General features: G+C 35.4%; 20 protein-coding genes and 1 riboswitch. Of the genes, 3 read left to right on the plus strand and 17 right to left on the minus strand.

The genetic code is table 11. The features are described 5' to 3' along the window. Positions 1-85 precede the first annotated feature (85 nt). A complete protein-coding gene (locus RBU59_RS08430; protein ID WP_308147436.1) occupies positions 86-1,057 on the minus strand; it encodes a sirohydrochlorin cobaltochelatase in 972 nt (323 codons plus the stop codon). Positions 1,058-1,132: 75 nt separating this feature from the next. Then, a riboswitch (cobalamin riboswitch) is annotated at positions 1,133-1,358 on the minus strand. Positions 1,359-1,619: 261 nt separating this feature from the next. Between RBU59_RS08430 and RBU59_RS08435 the strand changes: the two genes are divergently transcribed. The 3 genes from RBU59_RS08435 to secF all read left to right on the plus strand — a co-directional run bounded on the left by RBU59_RS08435 (position 1,620) and on the right by secF (position 4,416). Next, a complete protein-coding gene (locus RBU59_RS08435) occupies positions 1,620-2,045 on the plus strand; it encodes a hypothetical protein (RefSeq protein ID WP_308147437.1) in 426 nt (141 codons plus the stop codon). 149 nt (positions 2,046-2,194) lie between these two features. Next, positions 2,195-3,481 carry a protein translocase subunit SecD gene (secD, locus tag RBU59_RS08440; protein WP_308147438.1) on the plus strand — a complete coding sequence of 429 codons (1,287 nt, stop codon included), beginning with the start codon at positions 2,195-2,197 and terminating at the stop codon, positions 3,479-3,481. Further along, positions 3,481-4,416 (plus strand): protein translocase subunit SecF, encoded by a 936-nt coding sequence (gene secF, locus RBU59_RS08445; protein ID WP_308147439.1) that lies wholly within the window; start codon positions 3,481-3,483, stop codon positions 4,414-4,416. The genes secD and secF overlap by 1 nt, the downstream gene beginning before the upstream one ends. 88 nt (positions 4,417-4,504) lie before the next feature. Here secF and RBU59_RS08450 read toward each other — a convergent pair whose 3' ends face one another. The 16 genes from RBU59_RS08450 to RBU59_RS08520 form a co-directional block, all read right to left on the minus strand. Further along, complete coding sequence (locus tag RBU59_RS08450) at positions 4,505-4,723, minus strand: hypothetical protein (RefSeq protein WP_308147440.1); 219 nt, start codon at positions 4,721-4,723, stop codon at positions 4,505-4,507. Between the two features lie 201 nt (positions 4,724-4,924). After that, positions 4,925-6,049 carry a response regulator gene (locus RBU59_RS08455; RefSeq protein ID WP_308147441.1) on the minus strand — a complete coding sequence of 375 codons (1,125 nt, stop codon included), beginning with the start codon at positions 6,047-6,049 and terminating at the stop codon, positions 4,925-4,927. A gap of 25 nt (positions 6,050-6,074) precedes the next feature. After that, positions 6,075-7,511 (minus strand): sensor histidine kinase, encoded by a 1,437-nt coding sequence (locus RBU59_RS08460; protein WP_308147442.1) that lies wholly within the window; start codon positions 7,509-7,511, stop codon positions 6,075-6,077. Between the two features lie 204 nt (positions 7,512-7,715). After that, the gene (locus tag RBU59_RS08465) at positions 7,716-9,923 is read right to left on the minus strand and encodes a sensor histidine kinase (RefSeq protein ID WP_308147443.1); all 2,208 of its coding nucleotides are present in this window, start codon (positions 9,921-9,923) and stop codon (positions 7,716-7,718) included. Positions 9,924-10,124: 201 nt separating this feature from the next. After that, a complete protein-coding gene (locus tag RBU59_RS08470; protein WP_308147444.1) occupies positions 10,125-11,702 on the minus strand; it encodes a response regulator transcription factor in 1,578 nt (525 codons plus the stop codon). Between the two features lie 32 nt (positions 11,703-11,734). Then, on the minus strand, positions 11,735-13,507 hold the full coding sequence (locus RBU59_RS08475) for a sensor histidine kinase (RefSeq protein WP_308147445.1): 1,773 nt from the start codon (positions 13,505-13,507) through the stop codon (positions 11,735-11,737). Between the two features lie 405 nt (positions 13,508-13,912). After that, entirely contained in the window at positions 13,913-15,982 is a 2,070-nt protein-coding gene (locus RBU59_RS08480; RefSeq protein WP_308147446.1) for a beta-glucosidase, read from the minus strand. 110 nt (positions 15,983-16,092) lie between these two features. Further along, entirely contained in the window at positions 16,093-16,941 is an 849-nt protein-coding gene (locus RBU59_RS08485; protein WP_308147447.1) for a carbohydrate ABC transporter permease, read from the minus strand. Beyond that, positions 16,934-17,845 (minus strand): carbohydrate ABC transporter permease, encoded by a 912-nt coding sequence (locus RBU59_RS08490; RefSeq protein WP_308147448.1) that lies wholly within the window; start codon positions 17,843-17,845, stop codon positions 16,934-16,936. The genes RBU59_RS08485 and RBU59_RS08490 overlap by 8 nt, the downstream gene beginning before the upstream one ends. Before the next feature lie 239 nt (positions 17,846-18,084). Further along, positions 18,085-19,536, minus strand: a complete 1,452-nt coding sequence (locus RBU59_RS08495) for an extracellular solute-binding protein (RefSeq protein WP_308147449.1) — start codon at positions 19,534-19,536, stop codon at positions 18,085-18,087. Positions 19,537-19,864: 328 nt separating this feature from the next. Next, entirely contained in the window at positions 19,865-20,644 is a 780-nt protein-coding gene (locus RBU59_RS08500) for a polysaccharide deacetylase family protein (protein WP_308147450.1), read from the minus strand. 76 nt (positions 20,645-20,720) lie between these two features. Next, positions 20,721-21,791 (minus strand): DUF362 domain-containing protein, encoded by a 1,071-nt coding sequence (locus tag RBU59_RS08505; RefSeq protein ID WP_308147451.1) that lies wholly within the window; start codon positions 21,789-21,791, stop codon positions 20,721-20,723. 22 nt (positions 21,792-21,813) lie between these two features. Further along, positions 21,814-22,005: a DUF6199 family natural product biosynthesis protein gene (locus RBU59_RS28770; RefSeq protein WP_442871702.1), complete on the minus strand. Its 192-nt coding sequence runs from the start codon at positions 22,003-22,005 to the stop codon at positions 21,814-21,816. Between the two features lie 243 nt (positions 22,006-22,248). Then, on the minus strand, positions 22,249-23,640 hold the full coding sequence (locus tag RBU59_RS08510; protein WP_308147452.1) for a GH1 family beta-glucosidase: 1,392 nt from the start codon (positions 23,638-23,640) through the stop codon (positions 22,249-22,251). A gap of 175 nt (positions 23,641-23,815) precedes the next feature. Then, entirely contained in the window at positions 23,816-24,694 is an 879-nt protein-coding gene (locus tag RBU59_RS08515) for a carbohydrate ABC transporter permease (RefSeq protein ID WP_308147453.1), read from the minus strand. 12 nt (positions 24,695-24,706) lie between these two features. After that, positions 24,707-25,648 carry an ABC transporter permease gene (locus tag RBU59_RS08520; protein ID WP_308147454.1) on the minus strand — a complete coding sequence of 314 codons (942 nt, stop codon included), beginning with the start codon at positions 25,646-25,648 and terminating at the stop codon, positions 24,707-24,709. Between the last annotated feature and the right edge of the window lie 128 nt (positions 25,649-25,776).

Below are 25,776 nucleotides of genomic sequence, written 5' to 3' on the forward strand. Positions count from 1 at the left end.
CTTCAAGCCAATTTAATCTAAATACATCAATAAACACCTGTTGACTGCCCTATCATGTATTAAACTATTACTGACATTCCGGCACTCAATCTGCTTTGGCAACATGCTCAATAAAAATATTCCTGATTCTTTTATATTCCCCAAGTCCTTTTAAAGAATATCCCACGTTATATCCCAATCTCTCCAGTATAGATTTCCAGGAATCCTCTTCCTCTCCTGCCATATCATTTACGGCATGGTCCCCTGCAACTATCATAAAAGGTACTAATATTACCTTTTTGTAATCTTTTTTCTTTAGTTGTTTTATTACATTATCCAACGTTGGGTAGGCTTCCACCGTAGCAATATAGATATCCTCATATCCATAATCCCGGAACATATATTCAAGAGCCGGATAGCTGGTATTGGAGTAATGCGTTGTACCATGCCCCATATATACAACCGCCTCGTCATTTTGCAGCTCCGGTAACTCCTTAATAAGCGCCGTTATCACTTTATGATAATCCTCTGCAGAGGTTAGAAGCGGGGCACCGATTTTAACAGATTTAAACCGGTTCCGCCAATTCTGTATCGCTATTTTCATATTGTCATTCTCAATACCATTTATAATATGCGTGGGTTGTACGATTACCTCACTGATTCCATCCGTAAACATCTGTTCCATGGCTTCATTTACGGTATTCACTAACAGCCTGTCTCTGTTTTTTAATATTTTTATTATAATATTGCTTGTAAATGCACGGTATATCTTCCAATCCGGATAGTTTTTACTAATATCCTTTTCAATCTGATCAATGGTTTTCCTTCTCGTTTCATTATGGCTTGTACCAAAACTGACAACCAGAATTGCTTTTTTGCACATATTCTCTGCTCCTGAAGTTTTAATCTGTAACTTATCGGAAGCCGGTTTAAAACTTCTGATAAAAGGCGGTGCTTTTGTTCCTGTAATCCGGTCATAGGTGTTTGTTATTTGTTCATAAAACTCCTTTCTGAATAAATAAAAAAAGCCCTTTTCGTTAACCGGAATCATTATTATACGAACGATTCCAGCATACAAAAAAGGCCTGTAAAATATAATCCCGTTTTATTAGGAACTATATTTAATACACACAGCCATCGTTCGTAACTATGCATAATTTCATATCAAAAGGCAGGTCTTCTGACTCAGGTATCATAATAACAACCACTCTTCCCATATATCACAGTGATTTTTCAGCAATTCATTTTAATAAAATGTTTCACCGACTGATTGTTACTCTTCCTTTACAGCGGCGGGACCGTATGGGCTTTTCACCCATTTCCCTATTATCTTGTCTGCATTATTTAATGCTCCAAGCACCTTTTCATATTAGATTGTTATAATTAGTGTAGCATTACTTGGTTTTCATGTCAAATATATTTCCTGGTCTTCCAAGAAAATCCAAAATCTTTAGAACAGGTTTTGGGTAAATACACAAACTATTTTTATACTGTCTGTTTTGAACTTTGAAAGAAATTGTTTGAAGTAACTATTTTCTTGTAAATATTTTCGATTTTACCAAGAAATTTATCCTTAGATATATGCAAAAAACAAAAAATATGTTATGTTATAATATAGATTATTTTTAAGGGGTGAGCATATGAGTTCCAACGGACAATATAATAAATATGTACTGCGTATTTTGGTTGTTCTGCTTCCAACTCTAGTGCTGAACCTTAATATAGATACATCTGTACCGGCTAACAGTAATGCGTACAGTGTTATAGAATCTTTTAATGCATTGGATAACATATATCGGCCTTTTTACTATCTGGATTATTTTACTTCTATAGCACTTCTTCCGGAAGAGGAAAGTGTGGCAACTCATTTTATTAGGGCCGCAACAAGATATTTTCAGTATCCCCAGCGTTTTTTATATCATGATCTTTATTCATCAAGATTCTCCCCTTTAGGCGTATCTCTGTTTTTATGTCTGCTATTAATTCTGTTTAAGAAACAGATTAATGATATAACAGAATTAGCAGCACATATAGGAGGACATGCTCCCCCTTGCAGTGTTTGCTAATAGTAGTGTAAGGTTAGTATAAATGGTTGAAGAAAAAATTAATGAAAGAAAGGATGCCACATAATGATTCTTTCAACCTGTGAGACATGAGTTTCACTTTTATTTGTGGCAGTATCACAAGTAAGCTTGTGATATGTTTTGGTATAAAAATGAGAAAAAATAGAAAACCGGTATTTTTTATAATTTTAATAATAGCGCTGCTTATGGCTTATACCGCAATTTTTGGCGTTTCTATTCCCCTTGGTTCCGATAAAGCATTTACAATCGCCGGAGCACCGGAAATGCGTTATGGTATTGATATCAGAGGAGGCGTGGATGCTGCATTTGAGCCTGTTGGACTTGACAGAAAACCTACCGGCAAAGAACTGGAGGCTGCAAGATCCATTATCGAAACACGTCTTGACCAGCAAAATATATTAGACCGTGATGTTACCGTTGATAAAGATAACGGTTATATCATCGTACGTTTTCCCTGGAAAGCAGATGAAAAAGACTTTAACCCTCAGGAAGCTATGGCAGAGCTCGGTGAAACCGCACAGCTTACTTTCCAGGACGCAGAGGGTAATGTATTAGTGGAGGGTTCCCATGTCAGCAACAGCTCACCAGAAATGGACAGAACCACAGGACAATATGCAGTAAGCCTTACTTTTGATGAAGAAGGAACAAAACTTTTCAGTAAAGCAACTCAAAAACTGATCGGTAAAGAAATAGATATCTATATGGATAAAACTTTAGTTCAACGAGCTACAGTTAATGAACATATCGGAGGCGGTAAAGCTCAGATTGACCACATCGGAACTTATGATGAAGCAAAAGCACTTTCCGATAAAATCAATGCTGGTTCTCTGCCATTTTCTATGACTACCAAAAATCACTCCACCATCAGTCCCACTCTTGGTGCCGGTGCATTAGACGTTATGGTACAAGCAGGTGTAATTGCTTTCGCTATAATTTGTTTACTTTTAATTCTGTATTACCGTTTACCTGGTTTTGTAGCCTGCATTGCACTTTTAATTCAGGTTTCCGGCCAGCTTTTAGCCCTTTCCATTCCGCAGGTAACCCTTACCTTAACAGGTATTGCAAGTATTATCCTTTCCATTGGTATGGGTGTAGACGCAAACGTTATTATATCAGAACGTATTAATGAAGAAATTAAATCCGGCAAAAGCATTCCGTCTGCTATCTCTTCCGGTTTTAAAGATGCTTTTTCCTCTGTATTCGATGGTAATATTACCGTATTAATCGTTGCAATCATATTAATGATTTTTGGTTCAGGTTCGTTATTATCCTTTGCATATTCATTGCTTACCGGTATCTTCTTCAATTTCGTTGCAGGTGTTACTGCTTCCCGTTTGATGATCAGATCCTTAAGTGAATTTAAAGCACTGCGCCAGCCTGCGCTTTTCAAATGTAGATCAAGGAGGGTAACACTATAATGGGAAAAATAATTGATTTTTATAAAAAACGCTGGATATTTTTCGGTATATCCATAACAATCATGTTAATTGGTATTATTTCTGCATTTATTAATGGTGTACAACTGGATATCCAGTTTAAGGGAGGTTCCCTCTTAAAATATTCTTATGTCGGTGATTTGGATGCCGACGCAGCTGCCGATATAGTAACAAAAACTTTAGACAGGCCGGTGACAACTCAGCTTACCTCTGATATTGCAACCGGTGAAAAGAGACTTATTATCAATATTTCCGGTAATTACGGCCTTGATGCAAAAGATCAGGATAAGTTTGACGCAGCATTAAAAGAAAAATTCCCGGATGCAAAATTAAATCTTTCTGAATCTTCCATGGTTGAACCATTTTTCGGTAAGAAATTTTTAACAAACGGTATTACAGCGATTCTTCTTTCCGCTGTATTAGTTATGATTTATGTATGGATTCGTTTCAGCAGAATGGGTGGACTTTCCGCCGGTGTTATGGCTCTTATCGCATTGTTCCATGACGTTTTGGTTGTATTTTTCACCTGCGTAATTTTCCAGATTCCAATTGGTGATTCTTTTGTTGCCGTAACACTCAGTATCATTGGTTATTCAGTTAATGATACCATCGTTATATATGACCGTATTCGTGAAAATACAAGACTGCATCCTAAGACGCCGGTGGATACCCTGACGAACCTTTCCATTTCTCAGTCCATCACAAGATCTGTCAATACGAACGTTGCAGTATTGTTAAGTGTAAGTTTGGTTTATATTCTGGCTCATATTAACAGTATAGATTCAATACAAAGTTTCGCTCTTCCTATGGCTATTGGTTCCATAAGCGGATGTTATTCAACGATTTGTATTGCCGGACCACTTTGGGTTATGTGGAAGAAGAGAAAGAATTCCAATGTAGCTTTTAAAAACAGTTAATTTAGCATAAAAAGCTGTCGCATTTTGATAATGCGGCAGCTTTTTATATAAATATATTAAAGGGCTTATAAGTACTTTCCTATAAATCTTATAATTCTCCTAAGTCGTAATAAGTGTTTAACAGACTATCAAAGTTTTTTCCCATCTCCTCAATACCCGGATTCATATGTAAATTCTCACTATTATTAATCATCTTATTTATATCTAATCTTAATTTTTCCAAAGTTAATAATTGAATTTTCGGTCTTGAAATTCTCCCCTCCACCTCTTGCCAATCATATAATTCCGTCAAGTTCTCGTTATTCATATCTTATCCTCCTTTGTAAAAAATGTATAAAATTAATTTTAAGTTAATTAATTTACCTTTATCCGCAATTCTTTACCGCAGCAGTAGTATAATATAAAGACAAATTACTAATATATATTATATATGACATTACTGACGGATTTCTGACAAAAGACCAAAAAAACTGCATAAGTATACAAATTCAGGCTAAAGTGAGACTAATTACCCAAAGGATTTTATTAATACGGAGTACAATTCCACCATTGAATTATCCGGTGAAAGCCCAAGTTCACTTTTTAGTATTTTTTTATATCTTTCATATTGCCGTTCCAATAAGTATCTGTTTTTTTGTAATGAATAAATTTTCATTAAGAGACCATTTATTTCTTCATCCAGTTCATTAAAATTATTAATTTTTTTTGTTATATGTAATGCAACCGTTAACCTCATATTGTCAATTAAATAATGTACCAGTCTTTTAGCAAAACTAAAATATACTTCGGATATCCTTTCTTTTTCCGGTAACGACCAGCTATAATCTTTTTCTCCAAAAAGTTCTCCGGAATAAAGCTTTTCAGTTTGTATTGCTTTTTCCAGATTCGACTCATCCAGTTGGTAAATAGATGTGATACGGTCTTCGAAGTCTATTATATCTGCATAAACCTCCTTTAAATCTATCTTATAACCTTCCTCTGCTGAGATAATCGCTGATTTCATACCGTGTGGTTCTAAAGCCTTTCTTAACTTATATACAGTGGTATTTAGATAGGTTTCTGCATTTGACTGTGCCATACCGCTAAATACGTCCTCCATGATTTTCCATTTTGAAACCAATCTCCCCCTGTGCATAACTAAATACGCCATTAATTCCGAACTTTTTGATGAAGTGAATTGTATACTGCCGCCCATTGCACTTTTTACCTCCAAACTGCCTAAGCAATTGAAAAATATTTTATTTTTATTATTCTGGTTAGAGGGTTGTAAAAAAATCAAAGTATCTTTCGCTTTTTGAATGGAATTTTCCAGTTTCTCGAATGTAATAGGTTTGACGATATAATCAAAGGCGTGCATTCCGTACGCTTCTAAAGCATATTCCTTATAAGCGGTCAGAAAAAATATTGCAATTTCCTTATATTGCGATGTTACTCTTCTAACAAAATCAAGCCCGTTTTCTTCCCGCATATTAATATCTACAAATGCCATATCTACTTTATTTTCTTTTATATAAGTATATGCCTCACTTGGACTTTGGAAGCTTCCTACTAATTCGATATCTTTAATTTTTGACAGCATTTTTTTCATAATGATTAACATTGATTTCTCATCATCTAAAAGAATTACTTTCATTTTATCTCCTTGTATTATTTCTTTCTTATCTGCACCATTCATTCCCTGTAGGCACTGAAATGTAGAAATTACTCCCTTCGTCTAATGTACTATCCACCCATATATCTCCATGATTACGTTGAATGATTTGCCTGCAGAACAGCAAACCCAAACCAATACCTAATTCTCCCTCTGTGCCAATGGAAGGCGTGCATTCCACATCCTGAAAAAGCAATTGTACTTTTTCCGATTCCATACCTATTCCAGTGTCTCTCACAGATATAATTACATAATCATTTTCTTTTTGTGCGGTTATTACTATTTTTCCATTTCTATTTGTAAACTTTACTGCGTTAGAAAGAAGATTTCTTAAAACAATCTGTAACATCCCCTTATCGGCATATACAAAAAGATCCTCCTGGATACTGGCCTTTATATTGATGTTTTTATGATCTGCTTTTATCTTTATAGAATTAACAGTATCCTGTACCAGCATAGCCAGTTTCCACTTCATAGGCAAATAGATATTACTGGTCTGCTTACTTTGAAAATATTCCAGCATACTATCGACTATTAAAAAAATATTTTTTACCTGCTTTTGAATCTCTCTCACTAATAATTTGTTATCCAATTGATTCAATTCCTGCTTGTCCAGAATATCTGTAAGATTAATAAGCATATCCAGCGGTTCCCTTATGTCATATGCCACTATGTTTATCAGTCTGTCTTTTAACGTATTAAGTGTTTCCAATTGTGCCGATGTAGAAGTTAAATCTTCAAGATTTTTTTTGCTAGTGGTTATATCCGATAATATCATAATTTTCCCTAAATAAGTCTTTTCGTTATTAATAAAGGTTAACTTCATTTTATAAATCCTTACAATATCTTCTTTGGGAACATGGAATTGTATTTCTCTTAGTTCATTACTTTTTAAGGTTTCAATTACTACCGGATAACTGGTAAATATTAATTCAATATCATTATTACGGGGTGTTATTTCCTTTAATTCGGGAATTAATATACACGCCGGTTTATTATATAAAATAATCTGATTCTTTTCATTAAATACGACTGCCCCGTCGGATATTGACTCAAGTATTTTATCAACTTCAATAGGTGTAATTGTAGATACATTATGCTTAATCTGATAAAACACCCAAATGATTAAGATACCGGTAATCGTTAAGCCTGCGAGGGTTAAAAATAAAGATAATTCTGTACTGTTCCATATGTATATAATATTTAAAATCCAGGAATTACATATACCTATACCCAGAATGATGATTTGTTTCCGTAAGAACTTTCCTGCTTTTAAGTAAATAATCCAAAAAGTAACGAAACAAATTACAATTACAAAGCTAAAATAAATGATATAACTTATATACCACGGTCCTATTTGCAAAGAAGCTAATGAAATAAATGAATTATTGATAAGACACATGATAAGGAAACAGGCTGTACTTAAATAATAATTCTTAAGCATATATATGTACCCTCGTTGGTAAATAACTTATATATAATCGAATTGAACAAAGTGTCAGCGCACTGACACTTTCACGCCCTCGCGGACCCTGCAGCAATATACTTCCTATCCGCGAAGCGTGCATCCTGACCGGAGGGCTTTTTTATCTTATAGGACGTATTTTTTATAAGATAAAAAATAACTGACTTAATATAATAGTATTTACTATAATTTTTTATTGGAATTTAATAATGAAATATAAAATGTACTTCCCACGCCTGGTTTACTCTCAGCCCATATTTTTCCTCCACCTTTCATAATAAATTCTTTGCATATTAAAAGCCCCAAGCCGATTCCCTTCTCGCCTGCCGTTCCTAAGGTCGAATTTACATATCCCTCATCAAAAAGCTGGCTTAATTTATTTTTATCCATACCAATGCCTGAATCTTTTACTGCAATAATTGTATCATTTGTTGTTAAATATGCCTCCACCCAGATATTTCCTCCAAGTTCCGTAAATTTTATCGCATTGGATAAAAGATTACGCAGTACCAGTTCCAGTACCTCCTTATCGGCAAATATTGTAAGTTTATCATTTACATTACAGAATATGCTTATCTTCTTTACCCCTGCACTAACCAGGTACATAGATATAGTCTCCTGTAAAATTTCAGTTAAATTCCAAAGTGATGGTTTGATAACCAGCCCCTCTCTTTGACTGTTCAGCCATTCCAATAAATTTTCAATGATGTTATACGTGTAGTTTATTTGCTTTTTCACTTCTTCTAATATTTCCGTGCAATCTGTGTTATACCACTCATTATCCTGTTCTAAAATATCCACCAGACTTACCATGGTAGCAATCGGATTTCTTATATCATGAGTAAATACAGTAAATAGTTTATCTTTTAATGCATTCATTGACTTCAACTGCTCTGTAACAGCTAATAAATTCCTATGCAAAATGTTATCGGTAATATCCATGATAAAGTATACACCATGGGTCAGGCTGCCACTATTACTATAAATTGGTGTACCATTAAACAGTAAATGTTTATCTTCTCCTGCATTTTTCATAATAAAATGAAAGTTTACAACTTTTTCTCCCCTCAAAACCCTAAGCAATGGAAGTTTATCTTTTTGAATTTCTCTTCCATCCTCATAATAATAGACTCCCTTATGATATGTGTTTATTATCTTATCCTTCACTATATAAATATTAGGCAAAAAATAGTCCTTTACTGCTTTGCTATAATATATTAGGTTGCCCTGTTTATCTGATATGGATAAACACGCAATATCCGATATAGTATTTATTATTGTTTCCACCTGCAGTTTCTGATCGCTTAACTCTGTGGAAAGATTGACAAGCTGTGATCTATTTGACTCCAAGGCAGTACTAAGTTCTTCTTCTTTCATTTTCCGATTCGTAATATCTATAAGAACAGATATGGTTCCACGTTTTTTTCTGTTATTATTATATACAGGATATACTTTAACATAATAGTATCTTTTCCTGCCCCATTTCAGAGCATCGATTTCGAATTCATCCGCCTTCATACTCTTGCAGGATTGATACCATCTTGGCCAATTCAATAGAAAATCTTCCAGTTTCCCGCCTATCAGCTCTTGATTTTCACCGGAAGTATCATAAATAAACTTATCCGCAGCAGCATTTTTATCAATGATCACACCATAATTATCTACAGAAATAATACCCTCCTGTACAATGTCAAATATTTTATCCCGAGTGATTGGGGCAATGGAAAATAACTGATACCGGAAGATACTAAAGAAAAGTATGATACCGGTTATTGATAAGGTTATTGCAATAAACGGCACATGTAATCCCAAATAAGATTTTACGATTATATATATAGAAGCGATTAATGTAGCCAATATTCCAATTCCCATAGTGAGGGTTTGCTTTTTGTAATTTACATTAATCTGCTTATGAAAATGGAGTAATAAAATTAATACTACCAATATTATATTAAACTCCAACACCATTATAAATAAAGCAAATTGCGCACTGTTAACAGCAAAACTGCCTTTATCTATATAAATATAATTTCTCATCATATGATAGTATGGATCCATCCATTGTAATAAAACTCCTAAAACCGGGAAAAAATAGATTCCAAGCATCATAATCGGTTTTAAAATATTTTCCTTGCCTATGTAAATAATGATAAGAATTAACAATGTAGGTACTGTTAGTAAAAAACATGTCTGACTTACTGCGCTCCATAAAACTTTTACGGTATCATCATTCACCATTAATTCTTTATAGGAACCTAAGGTGAATATCGTAATCTCTGACATAAGCAAGGCAAATATAACCGTATATTTTGAATGTTTCATATTATATGCATAGATTGTAAGCAATAAACTAATAAAAGCGGAAATAGCGGTTAGTATTTGAAAAATCATGATTATTTAATTCACCTTATTCAATTGTATATTTTTCCACATAATTTTACCTATAAACAAATTTTAACACATGATGTATAGTTTAAGCAATATAGATAAGCAATATATTAGTACAAGAAAACAATACATTATATACAAAAAAAGTTAAGCTAAAAGACCCGTAGTTACATTAGAAGTCCCCTCTTCTGCAGGATAAAACTGTTAATTGATGTTAGCTTTTTGAAACTCTTCTCTATATTTCGTCGGTGACATACCGGTATTTTTTTTAAATGCCAGTGAGAAATAATTGGTATCTCTATATCCTACCAACATGGCAATCCTACTGGTTTTAAAATTAGTGGTTTCCAGAAGAAGTTTTGCTTTTTCAATCCGTTTGCGCACTATGTATTCATTACACCCCTCCCCCGTTACTTTCTTAAATAATCTTGAAAAATAATTTGGTGAAATATATAATACTGCCGCAATGTTAGAAACCGATAACTCATCGGGCAAATTTTCCTTAATATAATGTTTTGCTTTATCTATGATTTCATGGACATTCTGATCTTCTTTATTCGCAAGTAATTTTATGAAGAATTGCCTCGTCAATTCAAATAATTCATTCCCACTAACATTCGTAAGGCCTTTTAACAGGATACTAAGGCGGGAATCTGCCTCCTCTCCGGTATTACATATAAAGGTATAATAGATAGAAGAAGCCAGTTCAAAACAGCTTTTACGTATATAAGAATCCGAAAGATTGTAAGAATCCGTTGCCTGCCTGAATCGGTTAAAAATATATAATACTTTATCGGAATCACCAACATTCACGCACATGGCATTTTTCATCTCTGCAAATACTTCCCGGAACAGATTATCCCTGTTCTGGGCATATTGGGTTTGAATAATTTCGTTAAAATCATCTTTTTCATATTTTAATAAAGAAACCGCATCATTATAGGACATATATAATAATCCAAATCCAATCACCGAATTTCCTACTACCACTTTTGGTTTTTTATTATACTCATCAGTCAATATATCATTTAATTCCTGTATCCATTCTAAAATGCTCCCCTTTTGTTTATCCAGAAAAAAAGCTATAACAATTCGTCCTGAATCATCCGTAAAGGTCAATCCCCGGTTTTGAGCATCTACCATACCGATACAGATATTTTTAACAGACAGGGCAATAAAATTTTCTTCCGATTTTCCGTTATCCATATATAAGGTTGGTACCAGTATTGCTGCCTGTATCGGTTGATTATAACTATATTTGTATTTATTACAGAATATAGTTATCTGCTCTTCCTGGTTTTGTACCCTCCTGTGAACCAGACCTCTAAGAAATTTCTCAATATTCATCTGCTCTGTAACGGCCAAAGCCCGGTTTATATTAAAATTAACGACTTTTTCTGAATTTTTCTCATTCAGGTATGTTACCTGCTTTTTTACTGCCTCAATTAATTGAGTCTCATCAATCGGCTTTAAAAAAAAATCATGTACCTTTAGTTTAATACACTGCCTGGCATATTCAAATTTATCATAACCGGTTAATACTAAAATTCTAATATCCGGTAAAATTATCTTAACCCTGTCAATTAAATCTAAACCCGTCATTTCATCCATATTAATATCCGTAATCATAATCTCCGGCTTATTTTCTTTTATAATTTCTAATGCTTCCTTACCGGATTTTGCAACGAAAACTTCTCCGATTCCAAGCGTGTTCCAGGGTATAACTTTCCTCATACCCATTCTTATCATTTTTTCATCATCTACTATAATCGCCTTATACATATAATATCAGCACCCGCTTTTTAACGAATTATTTACAGTACTTCTTCATATTCCATAACAAACCGGCAGGGCAAGTGTATGATAACAGTAACACCACCCAGTTCGTTTCTTTCATAATGAAGTCCATATTCTTTCCCAAATAATATCTCAATTCTTTTATTTACATTCCGGATACCATAACCGAAATCCTTATCATACTCAGATATGGAATTGTTCATATCCTGAATTGCTTCCTCCGTCATTCCGGTTCCATTATCCGAGACCGTAATAAATATCTCATCCCCCTTTTTTTCAACCCTAATCCAAAGTTTACCTTTTTTTCCTTCCTTTACTTTAATTCCATGATATATGGAATTTTCTACAAGAGGCTGCAAAGTAATTTTGGGTATGAGAATGTTCCTGCACGAATCATCCACTATAATATCACTCTCAATGATGTTGTCATAACGGATATTCTGAATAATGAGATAGTTTTTAACATGCTCTATCTCCTGTTCCAGATGTATTACATCTTTCCCTCCGCTGAGACACAACCGATAATACTGTGCCAATGCTTTTACCAGTGCAGATATTTCTTCATTTCCGTCAACCATTGCCTGCCAGTGAATGCAGTCCAGCGTATTATAAAGAAAATGCGGCTGAATCTGTGATTGCAGCGCATTGAAACGAATGTGGTTCATCTGCTGTTGTTCCAGCTTAACCTGTTCCATAAGGGAATTAATTTCCTTCATCATATAATTAAACCCATAAGCTAATTGTTTGAAATCAGTTCCCACATTTTCCATATCAATTCTTACATCTAATTTACCCTCAGCAGCATATTTCATTTCCTTAACAACATATTCTAACGGTTCATAAGTCTTTTTTAATATCTTCTTACAGATTGCCACCCCAAAGCAGGTAATTGCTACAGTCATAAAAAATAAAAGTGCTACTACAATAATATTATCCCTGTACATATTCATCAATGGAATTCTGCTGACCAGATAATAATTCCACTTTCCTATTTTTTTATAACTGTATAGGTTATTCGAAACGCTAAAATTAGCATTATCGCCGTTTAACCTGTCTGCATAGGCGAACTTGGTTCCGATTGAAAAATCATCTGTACTGGATACCACTACATGATTGCTGTCTACCATAAATACTTCCGAATCAAATTCCGTAATACTGTTTTCCGACAGTCCGTCAAATAAGCTGGTCTCAAAAATCATACATAACAGACCGGTCTCTTTAATCATTTTAGTTATGGAATAAACTGGGAAGTAAATATTTAACGTATTATGGCCGTTTCCCAGGTAGACGTCATTAAAACTCATTCGCATCGTTCCGGATTCATAACAAAATAAACTCTTGGCATAATCCATTTTGTACGTCTGATTGAAATTTTTAGCTATCTTGGTGATATTACCCTTATATACCATACCATTAAAGTTGTAGCTGAGTATTGCTATATAGTTCATACTGGAATGCATATTTATGGCATTTTGAAGTGTCTGTTTCGCACTATTAACAAGATTAAAGTAATCTTTATCTTTTTTTCCTGTACATTCTAAATATTCCTGGATGGAATCATCAATGATCATAGCTATTGCAAATTCATTGTAATCGTCTAGAGTTTTTTCATAATTGGAAGCAAGTGCAGATAATTGATTTTTGGTTATATTATTGGATTGTCTGATAAATGAATTAATATAAAAGGCCGTGAAGATAACAAGCATGATTACGGAGATACCGTAAATTAAACTTGTAATAATGAAAAATATCTTTTTATCCAGATTCCAGCTGTTTATATATTTTTTCATTATAATACCCATTGTATAACACATCTGCTCATACTATGTGTTACTGCCACAAATAAAAGTGTGAAAGTCTCTTAAAGTGGCATTCCTTCCTCTAAATATATTTTATTTCTAAGATTCGAGTGTCAAAAGATCCTTCAACCTGCATTTTATGAATATCTGTGTATATCTTGGTCGAAATATTTCGACTTCGATCGGCCGAGGGCTCTTTTTTCTATTCCTATAATGACTCGCACCTTTTAGAATATTATTATTGGAAATAAGCTAGTTAAAAATACGGGGCATGATTCTTTACATACATGCCCCATATACTTTCTATCTCTATTTTAACACAATTTAATTAAATCAGCATCTGATTTTTCCAAATTCTGCAAAGTTTTTTTACAAAACTAGCATCAGATAAAACTCCTACAATTCAACCATACCCTCCAATAAATCATTATTATCGCTGCTGGTTCCTATATACATATCATACTCCATATGTTCTAACTCCCAACTGGAGGTATCCGTATTGTACCATTTTAATTTTTCCACCGGGCAGGATATCCTTATCTCTTTTTCTTCTCCTGCACTTAAATCAACCCGGGTAAATCCGCGGAGTATCTTAACCGGCCGGTCTATTTTTGAATTTTTAAATCCCACATACAGCTGAACAACCTGACTTCCCTCCATGAGACCTGTATTTTTTACCTTGCAGCCTGCAAATACATTCTCGAAATCTGCAGAGAAAGTGGGGTCAATTAATGCAAATTCCGTATAAGACAGACCATAACCATACGGCAATAACGGCTTAACACCCTCTTTTTCAAGTTTTGTATAACCATGATAATAATCATACCACTGGGTGTCTGTATCCCAATTAACCTGCGGCAGATCACTTTCTTTTTCGGGAACCACAAAAGGGAGTTTTCCGCTGGGATTTACATCACCAAATAATATTTCAGCGATAACATTTCCCCCCTCCATACCCGGATAATATGCCATAAGAATGGCACTGACACAGTCTTTCCACTCCGTCATCATAATCATATTACCGCCCATTAAAACAGCTGCGGAATTTGCGTTTACAGGTCCGATTTCTTTTATTAGCCTTATTTCATCCTCATGTAATCCAAGACTTAACCTGTCTCCGCCTATAGCACCGGTATATCCGTCATTCTCACTTTCTGAAATGTATTCTCCTTCATCATCATGATCATAACCTACTACAAAGATAACAGCATCTGATTTTTCAGCTATTATTTTCGCTTCATTAAGATCACTTCCATCACAATACAAAACTTGTGTATCTGGTGCTATGTTTTTTAATCCATCATAAGGACTTACCACATAGGCCGGAAATACACGACTGGATCCCCAGTCACCAATAACTTCTTTCTTACCGAGTTTGCCGATTAGAGCTACAGTCTTAACCTTGGCTTTATCTAAAGGAAGAAGCTTCCGATCATTTTTTAGTAATGTAATACCTTTTCTTGCGGCTTCTTTTGCAAGAGCGATATGCTCTTTATTTCCTGCAAACTTTTCTTTGAGATAATCCTCGTTATCTGCCTCGCTAAATGCTAACAAAGTGCGGATAATTCGAACTGCAGCATCATCAATTTTGGATTCGGGAACCAATCCGTCCTCTACTGCTTTAACCAGTTTATCACCAAAATACTGGGTGCAGCACATTTCCATATTTTGTCCCCCATTGGCAGCCTCTACCGTATCTTTAACCCCCCAAATAAAGTCGCTCATTACAAATCCGTCAAAATCCCATTCTTCTTTTAACACCTGATTTAATAGATAATTATGATGACCGCACTGTCTTCCCTTATAACGATTATAGGAGCTCATAATACTGGCAGCTCCTGCGTCGATACAGTCTTTAAAATGCGGCAAAAACACTTCCCGTTCCGTACGTTTATCACAATCAACACTTACTTTGAACCTGGATATTTCCATTTGATTAAATGCATAATGTTTTACACAGGCAATAACATTTTTACTTTGTACACCTTTGACCAGGGAGGAACCCATCTGTCCTAGATGAAACGATTCTTCACCATAAGTCTCCTGACTGCGTCCCCACCCTGGATTATAGGGAAGATTTATGCAGACTCCTGCAAAGGTATTTCCACCAAATGCCCTTACTTCTTCCCCTATTGCCTGGCCTATTCGTTCTTCAAGGTCAGTATCAAAGGTAGCGCCCCTTAACATGGATACAGGAAAACAGGTGCTTTCTCCGGTTCCGCATACAACACCTCTGGGACCGTCAACAAACAGCATGGGAGGAATATCTTTCTCCTTAATACCACCTGCCGGGTACGGAACCTTATTATAATGATTATCCGATTCATTGGCTGTTGCTTCTGACATCATTTTTTCCAGACTCCAATTTCCACCCATTAGTGAGACCTTTTCTTCCAGTGTCAGACTACCTACAATTTCTTTTGCCCTGTCCGAATAGGACAAGCGATATTCCTTATTGCATTTCATATCTATTGGGTTTTCCTTTCTTTTTTAGATTTTCTTTCTACCTTATAAAAAGATTAATTGCAGTTTCCTATCGTTAATAAAATTATTATATCTGCTCACAAACTGACTACCTATCCTTTCACCGCTCCTGCCATAATACCTTTTACTAATTTGTCCTGAAAAATAATAAACATGATAATCATAGGAAGAACCGTTAAAACTAAAACTGCCATAATTACTGGTATATTTAAGGAATGTTCTCCCTGAAAGGCGGAGATAGCTAATGGCAGCGTTTTTGCTGCTTTTGACTGGGTGAGGGTATTGGCAAAAGAGAACTCATTCCAGATTCCAACACCATTATAGATAGCAAGTGTGGATATACCTGCTTTTGACAAGGGTAATATTATGGCAAAAAAATTTTTAAATTTGCCGCAGCCGTCTATTTCTGCAGATTCTTCGATTTCTTTTGGTATCGTGGACATAAAGGTAGTCAGAATAAAGCAGGAAATCGGTATGCCAAATGCAATATTCGGACCAATGAGTGACCAAAGCGTATCATAAATTTTAAATTTGGTAGTCATCTTAAATACCGGTATTAAAGTTACATGCATAGGAACGGACATACAGGCTACGATTAATATATAGATCAGATTTCTTAACTTAAATTGCATCCTGGAAAGGGGATATGAAGCACAGGCGGTTATGAACAAAAGGATGGACAGGGATATTACCAATACAAATACACTGTTGAAAAAATAATTTAAAAAACCTTTTGTTAATACTTCAATAAAGTTAGCTGGATACCAGGAATCCGGTAGTTGAAATACGCCCTTTTGCAGCATTTCAAATTGTTCTTTAAAAGAATTCAGTATCATAAACAAAAATGGAAGTCCGGTAATACAAACCCAGATTAATGCAAATAGAAATGCAATTGTCCAGGCAATTCTGCTTTTTAATTTTTCTTTCTTATATTTATCCATAATAATCTTCCTTCTTATTAATTAATTTCTGAATGATAAGCGCAATTCCTGTAACCAGGATAAACATACCCGCGGCTACTGTGGACCCATAACCCATTTTAAAATGGGTAAACGATAATTTATACATATAAGTCGCCATTAGTTCCGTAGCCGTACCCGGACCACCGCCGGTCATAACATAAATTAAATCAAAATATTTGAGGGATCCTATTAAGGACAGGATACATGCTGTACGTACGATAGGCATTAATAAAGGCAGTGCTACATACTTAAAATATTTACCTCTCGTTGCACCATCAATAATGGCTGCCTCATAAATATCCGAATCAATACCGCTGTAACCTGCCATAAAATAAACCATATAAAACGGTGTATACTGCCAGGCAATTACGCCGATTACTGCGAAAAGCGCCTGTGGTGCCCGCCCTAACAGGTCGATCTTGCCGCCTCCCAGCGCCTTTGAGATGGTAGTAATAATGCCTCCGGTTGTAGCTAATGCATAGGAAAATAAAAAACCAATTGCCACTGAGGACATTAAGAGAGGTAAAAACCAGATTACTTTAAATACATTTAATTTCTTACCTCCTGCATCTAAAAATGTTGCAAGAGCTACTCCTAACGGAATCTGAATACAGATAGAACAAATCATAATGATCAGATTATTGCGAAAAGCTACCCAAAAGTTAATATCAGTAAAAAGATCTTGCCAATTACTGAATCCAGTGAAAATTTTATCCGAAGAAATGCCGTTCCATTCGTATAAGCTGGTGTTAAAAGTAGACATAATAGGGTATACAATAAATACCAGCATCATTATTATTACTGGTGCAAGAAATACCGTTGCTGCAACACGTGTACTTCTCTGTTTATATTTTAAAAGTGATTGATTTTGATTATTTCTCACGAATACTTACCTCCAATACATTTTTACAATACACGACATGGCAGCATGTAATATATCTGGTTTTAAATTTAGGGCTGCTGCAAAATTATAAAATTCTTAAATTTCGTTAAGAAAAACATATTTTCCCACTAATTTAAACATTAAGAATTTTGCAACAGCCCATGTTTAGAATAACCTATCTAAGCCATTTTCTTGTTTACATGCTATTAATCTATGCCAGATTTTAGTTCAGAATAAATTTACTCTGCCAGATATTTTGCCATTGCATCCTGTAATGTCTTATTTGCTTCTTGAGGTGTCATAGTAAGACCAAATAATTCCTGACAAGTTGACTGATGTGCTTCACTGACAGCCGGCGGCAAGTACTGGTCATACCATAATTGTACGTTGCTTGCACTGGAAAAGTCCTTCCAAATCTGCTGCATACAAGGATCCTGTATGGTATCTCCCATTCCCTTAATAGAAGGAATAGTACCGGCAGCTAGTTGAGCCTTATTATAAGTATCATCATTGTAATATTGGGTAGTAAGAACAAAACCTGCTTTTAATTTATCCTGGTCATCTCCTGTATTAAAGGAAAATCCGTTACCAATGGAGGTACCTACTACGATACTCTGATCCGCTTTACTATTTTCCAATTTAGGAAATGCAAAATAACCGATATTCTGTGTATACCATTCTTCATTATCATTTTTCATAGAGGCAGCCTGCCAGGAACCATGAAGCATCATTGCTGCATCCTCCGTATACATTAATCCTCTGTCCTGACCATCATCCGTATTCAGACTGTTAACACCATCCGGGAAATATCCTGCTTTAATCCATTTTTGGATCGTCTCTGCCGCATACTGAAATGCATCTGATTCAAAGGAGCCAGTACCATCCACAGCAGCATTAAATTCATCAACACCGCCATAACGTGCTGCTAAATACATAAAATACATGGAACCGGTCCATTTATTCTGGTTTGCCAAAGAAAAAGGAATATAGTCATTTTCTTTTAAAGTATTTGCAACTGTTTCCAATTCAGAAATCGTTGCGGGCACCTGTAATCCTAATTTTGAGAAAATTGTTTTATTATAGAAAATACCGCTTCCCCCGATACCGCCATAAGGAACTGCATAAATATCTCCTTTATATGAACTCTGTGCAATTGCAGCATCTAAGAAATCAACATCACAATAATTTTTCATTAAATCGGTCAGCGGCACAGCAAAACCGGATTCAATATACTCATTCATAGGTCCGCCGCCCCAATGCATATAGATATCAGGACATTGACCAGAACTCATAGCGATAATCAATTTTTCTTTGTAGGTATCATTTTGAATATGCGTTGTTTCTACTTTAACATTAGGATGCTCTTTCATAAAACGGTCTACGGCACCTTGCTGAATTCCATTCGCCGGATCTTCCGTCGCAATGTCCCATAATGTTAATGTAATATCCTTATCCGGAACCTGTAACTTACCACCGGCGGTATCCGCAGTTTCCGTTTTTGCTTCTGTGGCAGCTTCCGGTGTTGTAGCATCTGCAGCAGCTTCTTTCGTTTCTGCGGTTTTTTCATCTGCTGCTTCCTGTGTTGGTGTGGACGATGTTTTTTGCGTATCTCCTCCTTTTTTGCATGCCATCAGTGATACACTTACCAATGTGATGACCAGTAATAGTGAAACTAATTTCTTCAATTTCACAATCTAATCCCCCTTTCAAGATGTGGTTTCTTGTAACATCTTCATCATAACACGATTTGCATATATTTGTAATTTAATAAAATATCCATTATCTATAAATTTCTTACCATTTTACTAATTATTGAAATTTTAGTTATAAATAGGTTTTTATTTACTTAATAAATTATTTATTACAGATTTTGATTAGTATTAAGATCTTCAGGTTTTTAATGTTCAGGATAGCTATTATGAGGTCTTAAATCCATTAGATAAATTAACTGGATTAATAAATAAAATGTAAAAAGTGTTCAATTAATTAAAGTTGAACACTTTTTTACCATAAATTTATTTATTTTTTAAATTGTCTGCCCGCTTCATCCAGATAATAATCATCAGTATAAATAAGCTCGGATATAGGTACGATTTTATAGCCCTTATCCTCTAATCTGTCAATAATATCCTCGAGGGCATCCTTAGTATATTTAGAACCATTATGAAATAATATAATTGATCCATTTCCTAAATGTTCATTATTTAATACTGTATCAACAATAGACCTGACCCCATAATCTTTCCAATCCAGGGAATCCACATCCCAATCAATGCAGTAATACCCAAGGTCATCCGTTGTTTCGATTAATGTGTTATTATAATCGCCGTATGGCGGACGGAATAAATTCATCTCTGTTCCCGTTAATTCTTTCACTTTGTTATGAGTTTTTAATATTTCAGCCTTGCATTCTTCTTTGGTCAGCTGTGACATATGTATGTGGTTATCACTGTGATTTCCCAGGTCATGGCCTGCTGCCGCAATTGCTTTAACATCCGCCGGATACTCATTGACCCATCCCCCCGTCAAAAAGAAAGTAGCTTTTATATTATGTAAAGCAAGTATTTCCAGAATTTCCTCAGTGTCCTCATTCCCATAAGCAGCATCAAAACTTAAAGCTACTTTCTTTTCTTTTTGATCTACACAGTTGATAGGTGTTCTTTCTGAATTTGCTGAATTAGTAACTGTAACTGCGGTGGATATGTATTTAGCACCTAAAACCATTAGAACAAGGAAGGATAAAACAGCAATTCCTGTTTTGATAAAGAATTTTAATTTATCTTGTTGTTCATTATCCATAGCTACACCATAGAAAATATTGTCAATATTAGTATATTTATTCAAATGAATAACTATACCTCTATCTTATTTTCTATCAGTGGTTATTTTTTATAAAATCCACTATATCACTGGCTTTCGGAGGACAGCCCTTTACATAAGACTCACATCCTGACGTACAGTTGCCTACACCAATTCCGGCATTTTTTTTCCCTCTGTATCCCTGACCAATCTTTATACACTCTCCCCTTATGCCACCGGTTTTATCAAGTGCATAAACAAGTGCAGCATAACAGGCTGAACAGGCACTGTCAGCTTCAATGTATTTGCTTAATTTCTTTATTGTACTGCTGTGGCTTACACTGGTTTTCGGCCGGTTCTTAGCGCCCAGTTCCATAATTTTCGTATCTTCATCCGCATATTTACCAATGCCGTAAGATTTCCCCAAACGAAGATATTCTATTTCATCCGGCTTAAAACCCATCAGCTGTGCTCCGTAAGAATCCAGCAGTACGGGATCAACCCCGAGCATAATCCGGTTTGCAATTACCGGATTTCCTCCCTCTTCAAAGGATAAATCACCGCAGACAGAATCCACAATATGAAGTGCAGGGTGAATAACCGTATTAAGAAGCGCAATGGGTTTCTCCAGTCCCATGGTATGAAAACGTCTTTTTTCACTGTCAGGTATACAGCCTTTCAGATTTTTCATACAACAGGTCATACCGGTCTGACAATGCCCTTTAAGAACCGGAACATTAATCAGATAATCCACATTAAGCACACTTTCACAAATATTCAGGGAAATGTCCTTACTTTTAACCTGTACCGCTTTATCCTTCTTGGTGTCAAGTAATTTAACTCCATACTTTTCTGCCAGGGACGTATAACCGCAGTTCTTGAATGCAAGTTGAGTACTATCGCCCACCCAGGATCCTTCCAGAATGGTAATATCTTTTATATCAAAAGCTTGCAGATAACGAATGATCCCCTCTACAATTTCAGGGTGCGTGGTGGCACCGTTATCAGCGGGACGCGATACGACAAGATTTGGTTTAATACCTATCTTCATATCCGGATTCAACCTGTCCGCAATTTTTGCAGCCTCCATCAATTCATATGTTATTTTAGGCAAATTAGTACCATAGTTTATATAAATATCTTTCATAATAACACTTCCTTTAATAATATTAATATTTTAAGATCAGGAATATAGAAATTAATAAGAAGATTATTCCTCCTGCTCTATGAAAAACTAAAGCGATATCACTGGATTCCATCTCTCCCTTAAATTTCCACCAATTTGACATATACCAGGAGGTGCGCGGACATATAATACCTAACATTCCGATTATTATAAATACAAAAATAAACAGCCACATATATAATACTCCTCGTAAAATCAAAAATAAACATCAATTTAAATGTAAATAAATTTGTTAACCTTACTTTTAATTCTAACCATTTAATTTTTCAATGTCAACTTAACATTATTTAAAATGTATGCGATTTGGGTAAAGAAAAAAACATAGCTAAGTGATTGTTTCATTCACTCAGTTATGCTTTTATACCTGTTACCTATTCTGATTCGCCTGAAAAAGCCTTACACTTTTGTCGGGTGAATCTTATTCTATTAAAAGACTTTTCCCATTGCTTTTTATCACATCATGGTACCAGTAAGCGGAATCCTTTAAAGTCCTTTTCTGTGTTTCATAATCCACATGAATCATACCGAACCGTTCCGTATAACCATTGGACCATTCATAATTGTCCATCATTGACCAGGCAAAATAACCTTTTACCGGAGTACCGTCATCTATTGCCTTCTTAAGTTCAAGCAAATAACGCTGCATGAAATCAATTCTTTGCGGATCATGTACCTTGCCGTCTAAGCTTACCCAATCAGCCATGGACAGACCATTTTCCGTAATATAGATTGGAATCTGATATCTATTATAAAGAAAGTTCGGCATATAATGCAGAATCTGGGGTGTAACTCCCCATTTAAATGCTGTCATATCAAATCCAGGTTTTCTTGGTACTATAACAGGCTCTCCGCTCTTATCTGCTCTGATTTCTGTTCCCTGATAAAAATTACATCCAAGAAAATCAATAGGCTCTGAAATCATTTCCATATCACCCGGTTTTATCATTTCCAACGGAAAATCATCACCAAATATATGAATTCCATCTTCAGGATAACACCCAAGGAAAATCGGATCCAGCCACCAGGTAGAACACCAGAAATTTCTGCTTGTAATGCCAAAAGCCATCTTCTTGGCTGCCTGAACATCTTCTTTCCGATCCGTTGACGGATAATAAGCTGAGGGATTGGGCGCAATCCCTATCTGAGGTTTTTTTACAGCGTATTTTCTGATAATCCGTACTGCCTTACCATGTGCTTTTAAAATACTGTGAATGAGATAAAACCCCTGCCGGTCTGTTACGCGTTGCTTCGGGGCACATTCTCCGTCTATATGGCCGATAATAATATGACACTGCGGTTCATTTAATGTCATCCAGTAAGTAACCCTGTCTGATAAAGCATCCACTACAACTTTTACATATTTCCCGAACAGATCCGGCATCTCAGGGTTTAACCAGCCGCCGATATCCTGCAAAGCTTGCGGAAGATCCCAATGAAATAATGTTATATAAGGCTCTATTCCTGCCGCTATTAATTCATCTACCAGATCACTGTAAAACTTTAGACCTTTCTCATTAACTTTACCTCTTCCCTCCGGTAAAATCCTTGACCAACTGATGGAAAAGCGGTATGCTAAAAGTCCCATTTCTTTCATATGCTGTACATCTTCTTTATAGCGGTGATAATGATCACAGGCTGTATCGCCGGTATCTCCATTCAGTATATTCATACGGTTTCGGAGCAAATCAATCTTTTTATTATGGGCATAGGTGTCCCAGATGGAGGGTCCTCTGCCATCCTCACCCGCACCACCTTCGATCTGGTAAGCTGCGGTTGCGGCACCCCAGGCGAAATCTTTTGGAAAGCTCATATTTTCTTATAAACAGCGTATCGTTAATCGCTGCTTTTCTCCTTTTATTAATAATTCTTAGGCGTTTTACAAACGCCTAAGCCCATTGATTTTATTGGGTTTTCTTTCTCGATTTATATAAATTTTCTCTCTAAAAACATTTTTTAATTACCTATCAATATTTATCTACACCTTGCTATCCTTTAACTGCACCAACTACGATACCTTTTACAAAATATTTCTGAAAAAAGGGATAGATAATTAAAACAGGTAAAGCACCAATTACCGCTACTGCCATTCGAATAGAGGTAGATGGCATTTTCATAGTGGAAGCTCCGGAAGAAGCTGCATTTTTAATCATTTCCACATTCTGAAGCATTTTATTAAGCAGTACCTGTATGCTGTAAAACCTGTCATCATTTAAGTAATATAAACCATTCAGCCAGTCATTCCAATATCCAAGTCCAATTAATAAAATCAGCGTTGCGATAATCGGTTTAGACATTGGAAGAACAATTTGAAGCAAGGTTTTAACTTCCCCTGCACCATCGGCTTTTGCCGCTTCGATTACTTCTTCCGGTATATTTGTCGTCAGATAAGACCTCATCATAATAACGTTAAAAGCATTCATAAGCAGTCCCGGAACGATCAGTGCCCAAATGGTATTTTTTATATGGAACATCTGGTTCCACATAATATAAGTAGGCACTAGCCCTCCGTTAAACAGCATGGTAAAGAAAATAAAAAAAGCGAAGAAATTCCTTCCCGGCAGATTCTTTCTGGATAACGGATAAGCAAATAAAGTTGTCAGCACCAGACTGCAGAAAGTACCTGTAACCGTTACAAAAATAGATATACCATAACCTCTTATAATTGACTTTGAGCCGAAAATCAGATATTTATACGCCGTCAGATCCAGAACTTTCGGAATAAATGAATAACCGTATTTTACCAGTGTTTTGTCTGCTGTCAGAGAAGAACTGATTAACAGCACAAAAGGAAGTACACATATCAAACACAGGATAATCATAATAATATTTACAACGTATTGGAACCCTCTATCATTTTTAACCATTTGATCATCCTCCTAAAATAATGCATTTTCCCTACTGATTTTCCGAACAATATAATTCGCTGTAAGTACTAAAATGAAACCAACAAGTGACTGGTATAAACCGGCTGCCGCGGCCATACCGATATTGTTCTGTTGTGTGAGACCCCGGTATACATAAGTATCAATGGTATTGGTAACATCAATCAATGCTCCGCTGTTCATGGGTACCTGATAAAATAAACCGAAATCCGAATAAAAAATTCTGCCGACGGCCATTAAAGTCAGCGTAATGATTGTGGTTTTCAACCCCGGCAGTGTAATATATTTGATCTGCTGCCAAACTGTAGCTCCGTCTATCACCGCTGCTTCATAGAATCCTTTATCGATACCGATCAAGGTAGCATAATAAATAATGCAGCTATAGCCGAACACTTTCCATATATGCACAAAGACCAGAATATATGGCCAGTATTTTGCTTCCGAATACCAGGAAACCGCATTCATTCCCAGTTTTTCTAAGATTGAATTATTTATAAAACCACTCTGTGTATTTAGAAAACCATAAACGATATAACTTACAACCACAATAGATATCAGATATGGTATTAAAATCAAAGTCTGATAAGTTTTCTTTGCTTTTTCGCTTTTAATCTCATTCAATAAGATTGCCATGGTTATTGCTACTGCAGTACCCAAGACAATAAAAACAATATTGTACCCTAAGGTATTTCTGGTAATTGTAAATGCATCCTTGGTCTTAAAGAGAAATTCGAAATTCTTAAAACCGATATTTGGGCTTAAATACATCCCTTTTTTCATATCATATTTCTTAAAGGCAAGCACAATGCCGGTCATGGGAATATAGTTATTAATAATCAGATAAATAAGGCCCGGTACCATCATCAAATATAACGGCAAAAACTTTTTCAATGCTTTAAGGCTTGAAATCAGGGGCTTTTTGGTTTTTGTGTTCATAATTATACCTCGCTGTTTAAAAACGGGGCAGCTGCAAAAATAATTAGCTTATCAGACTTAGGCTAAGAATCCATTTTAATTCTCTCCACAGTAAGATAATTTTTAATTTGCAGCAACCCCATTCTGTT

Source organism: Anaerocolumna sp. MB42-C2 (assembly GCF_030913705.1).
Lineage (GTDB): Bacteria > Bacillota > Clostridia > Lachnospirales > Lachnospiraceae > Anaerocolumna.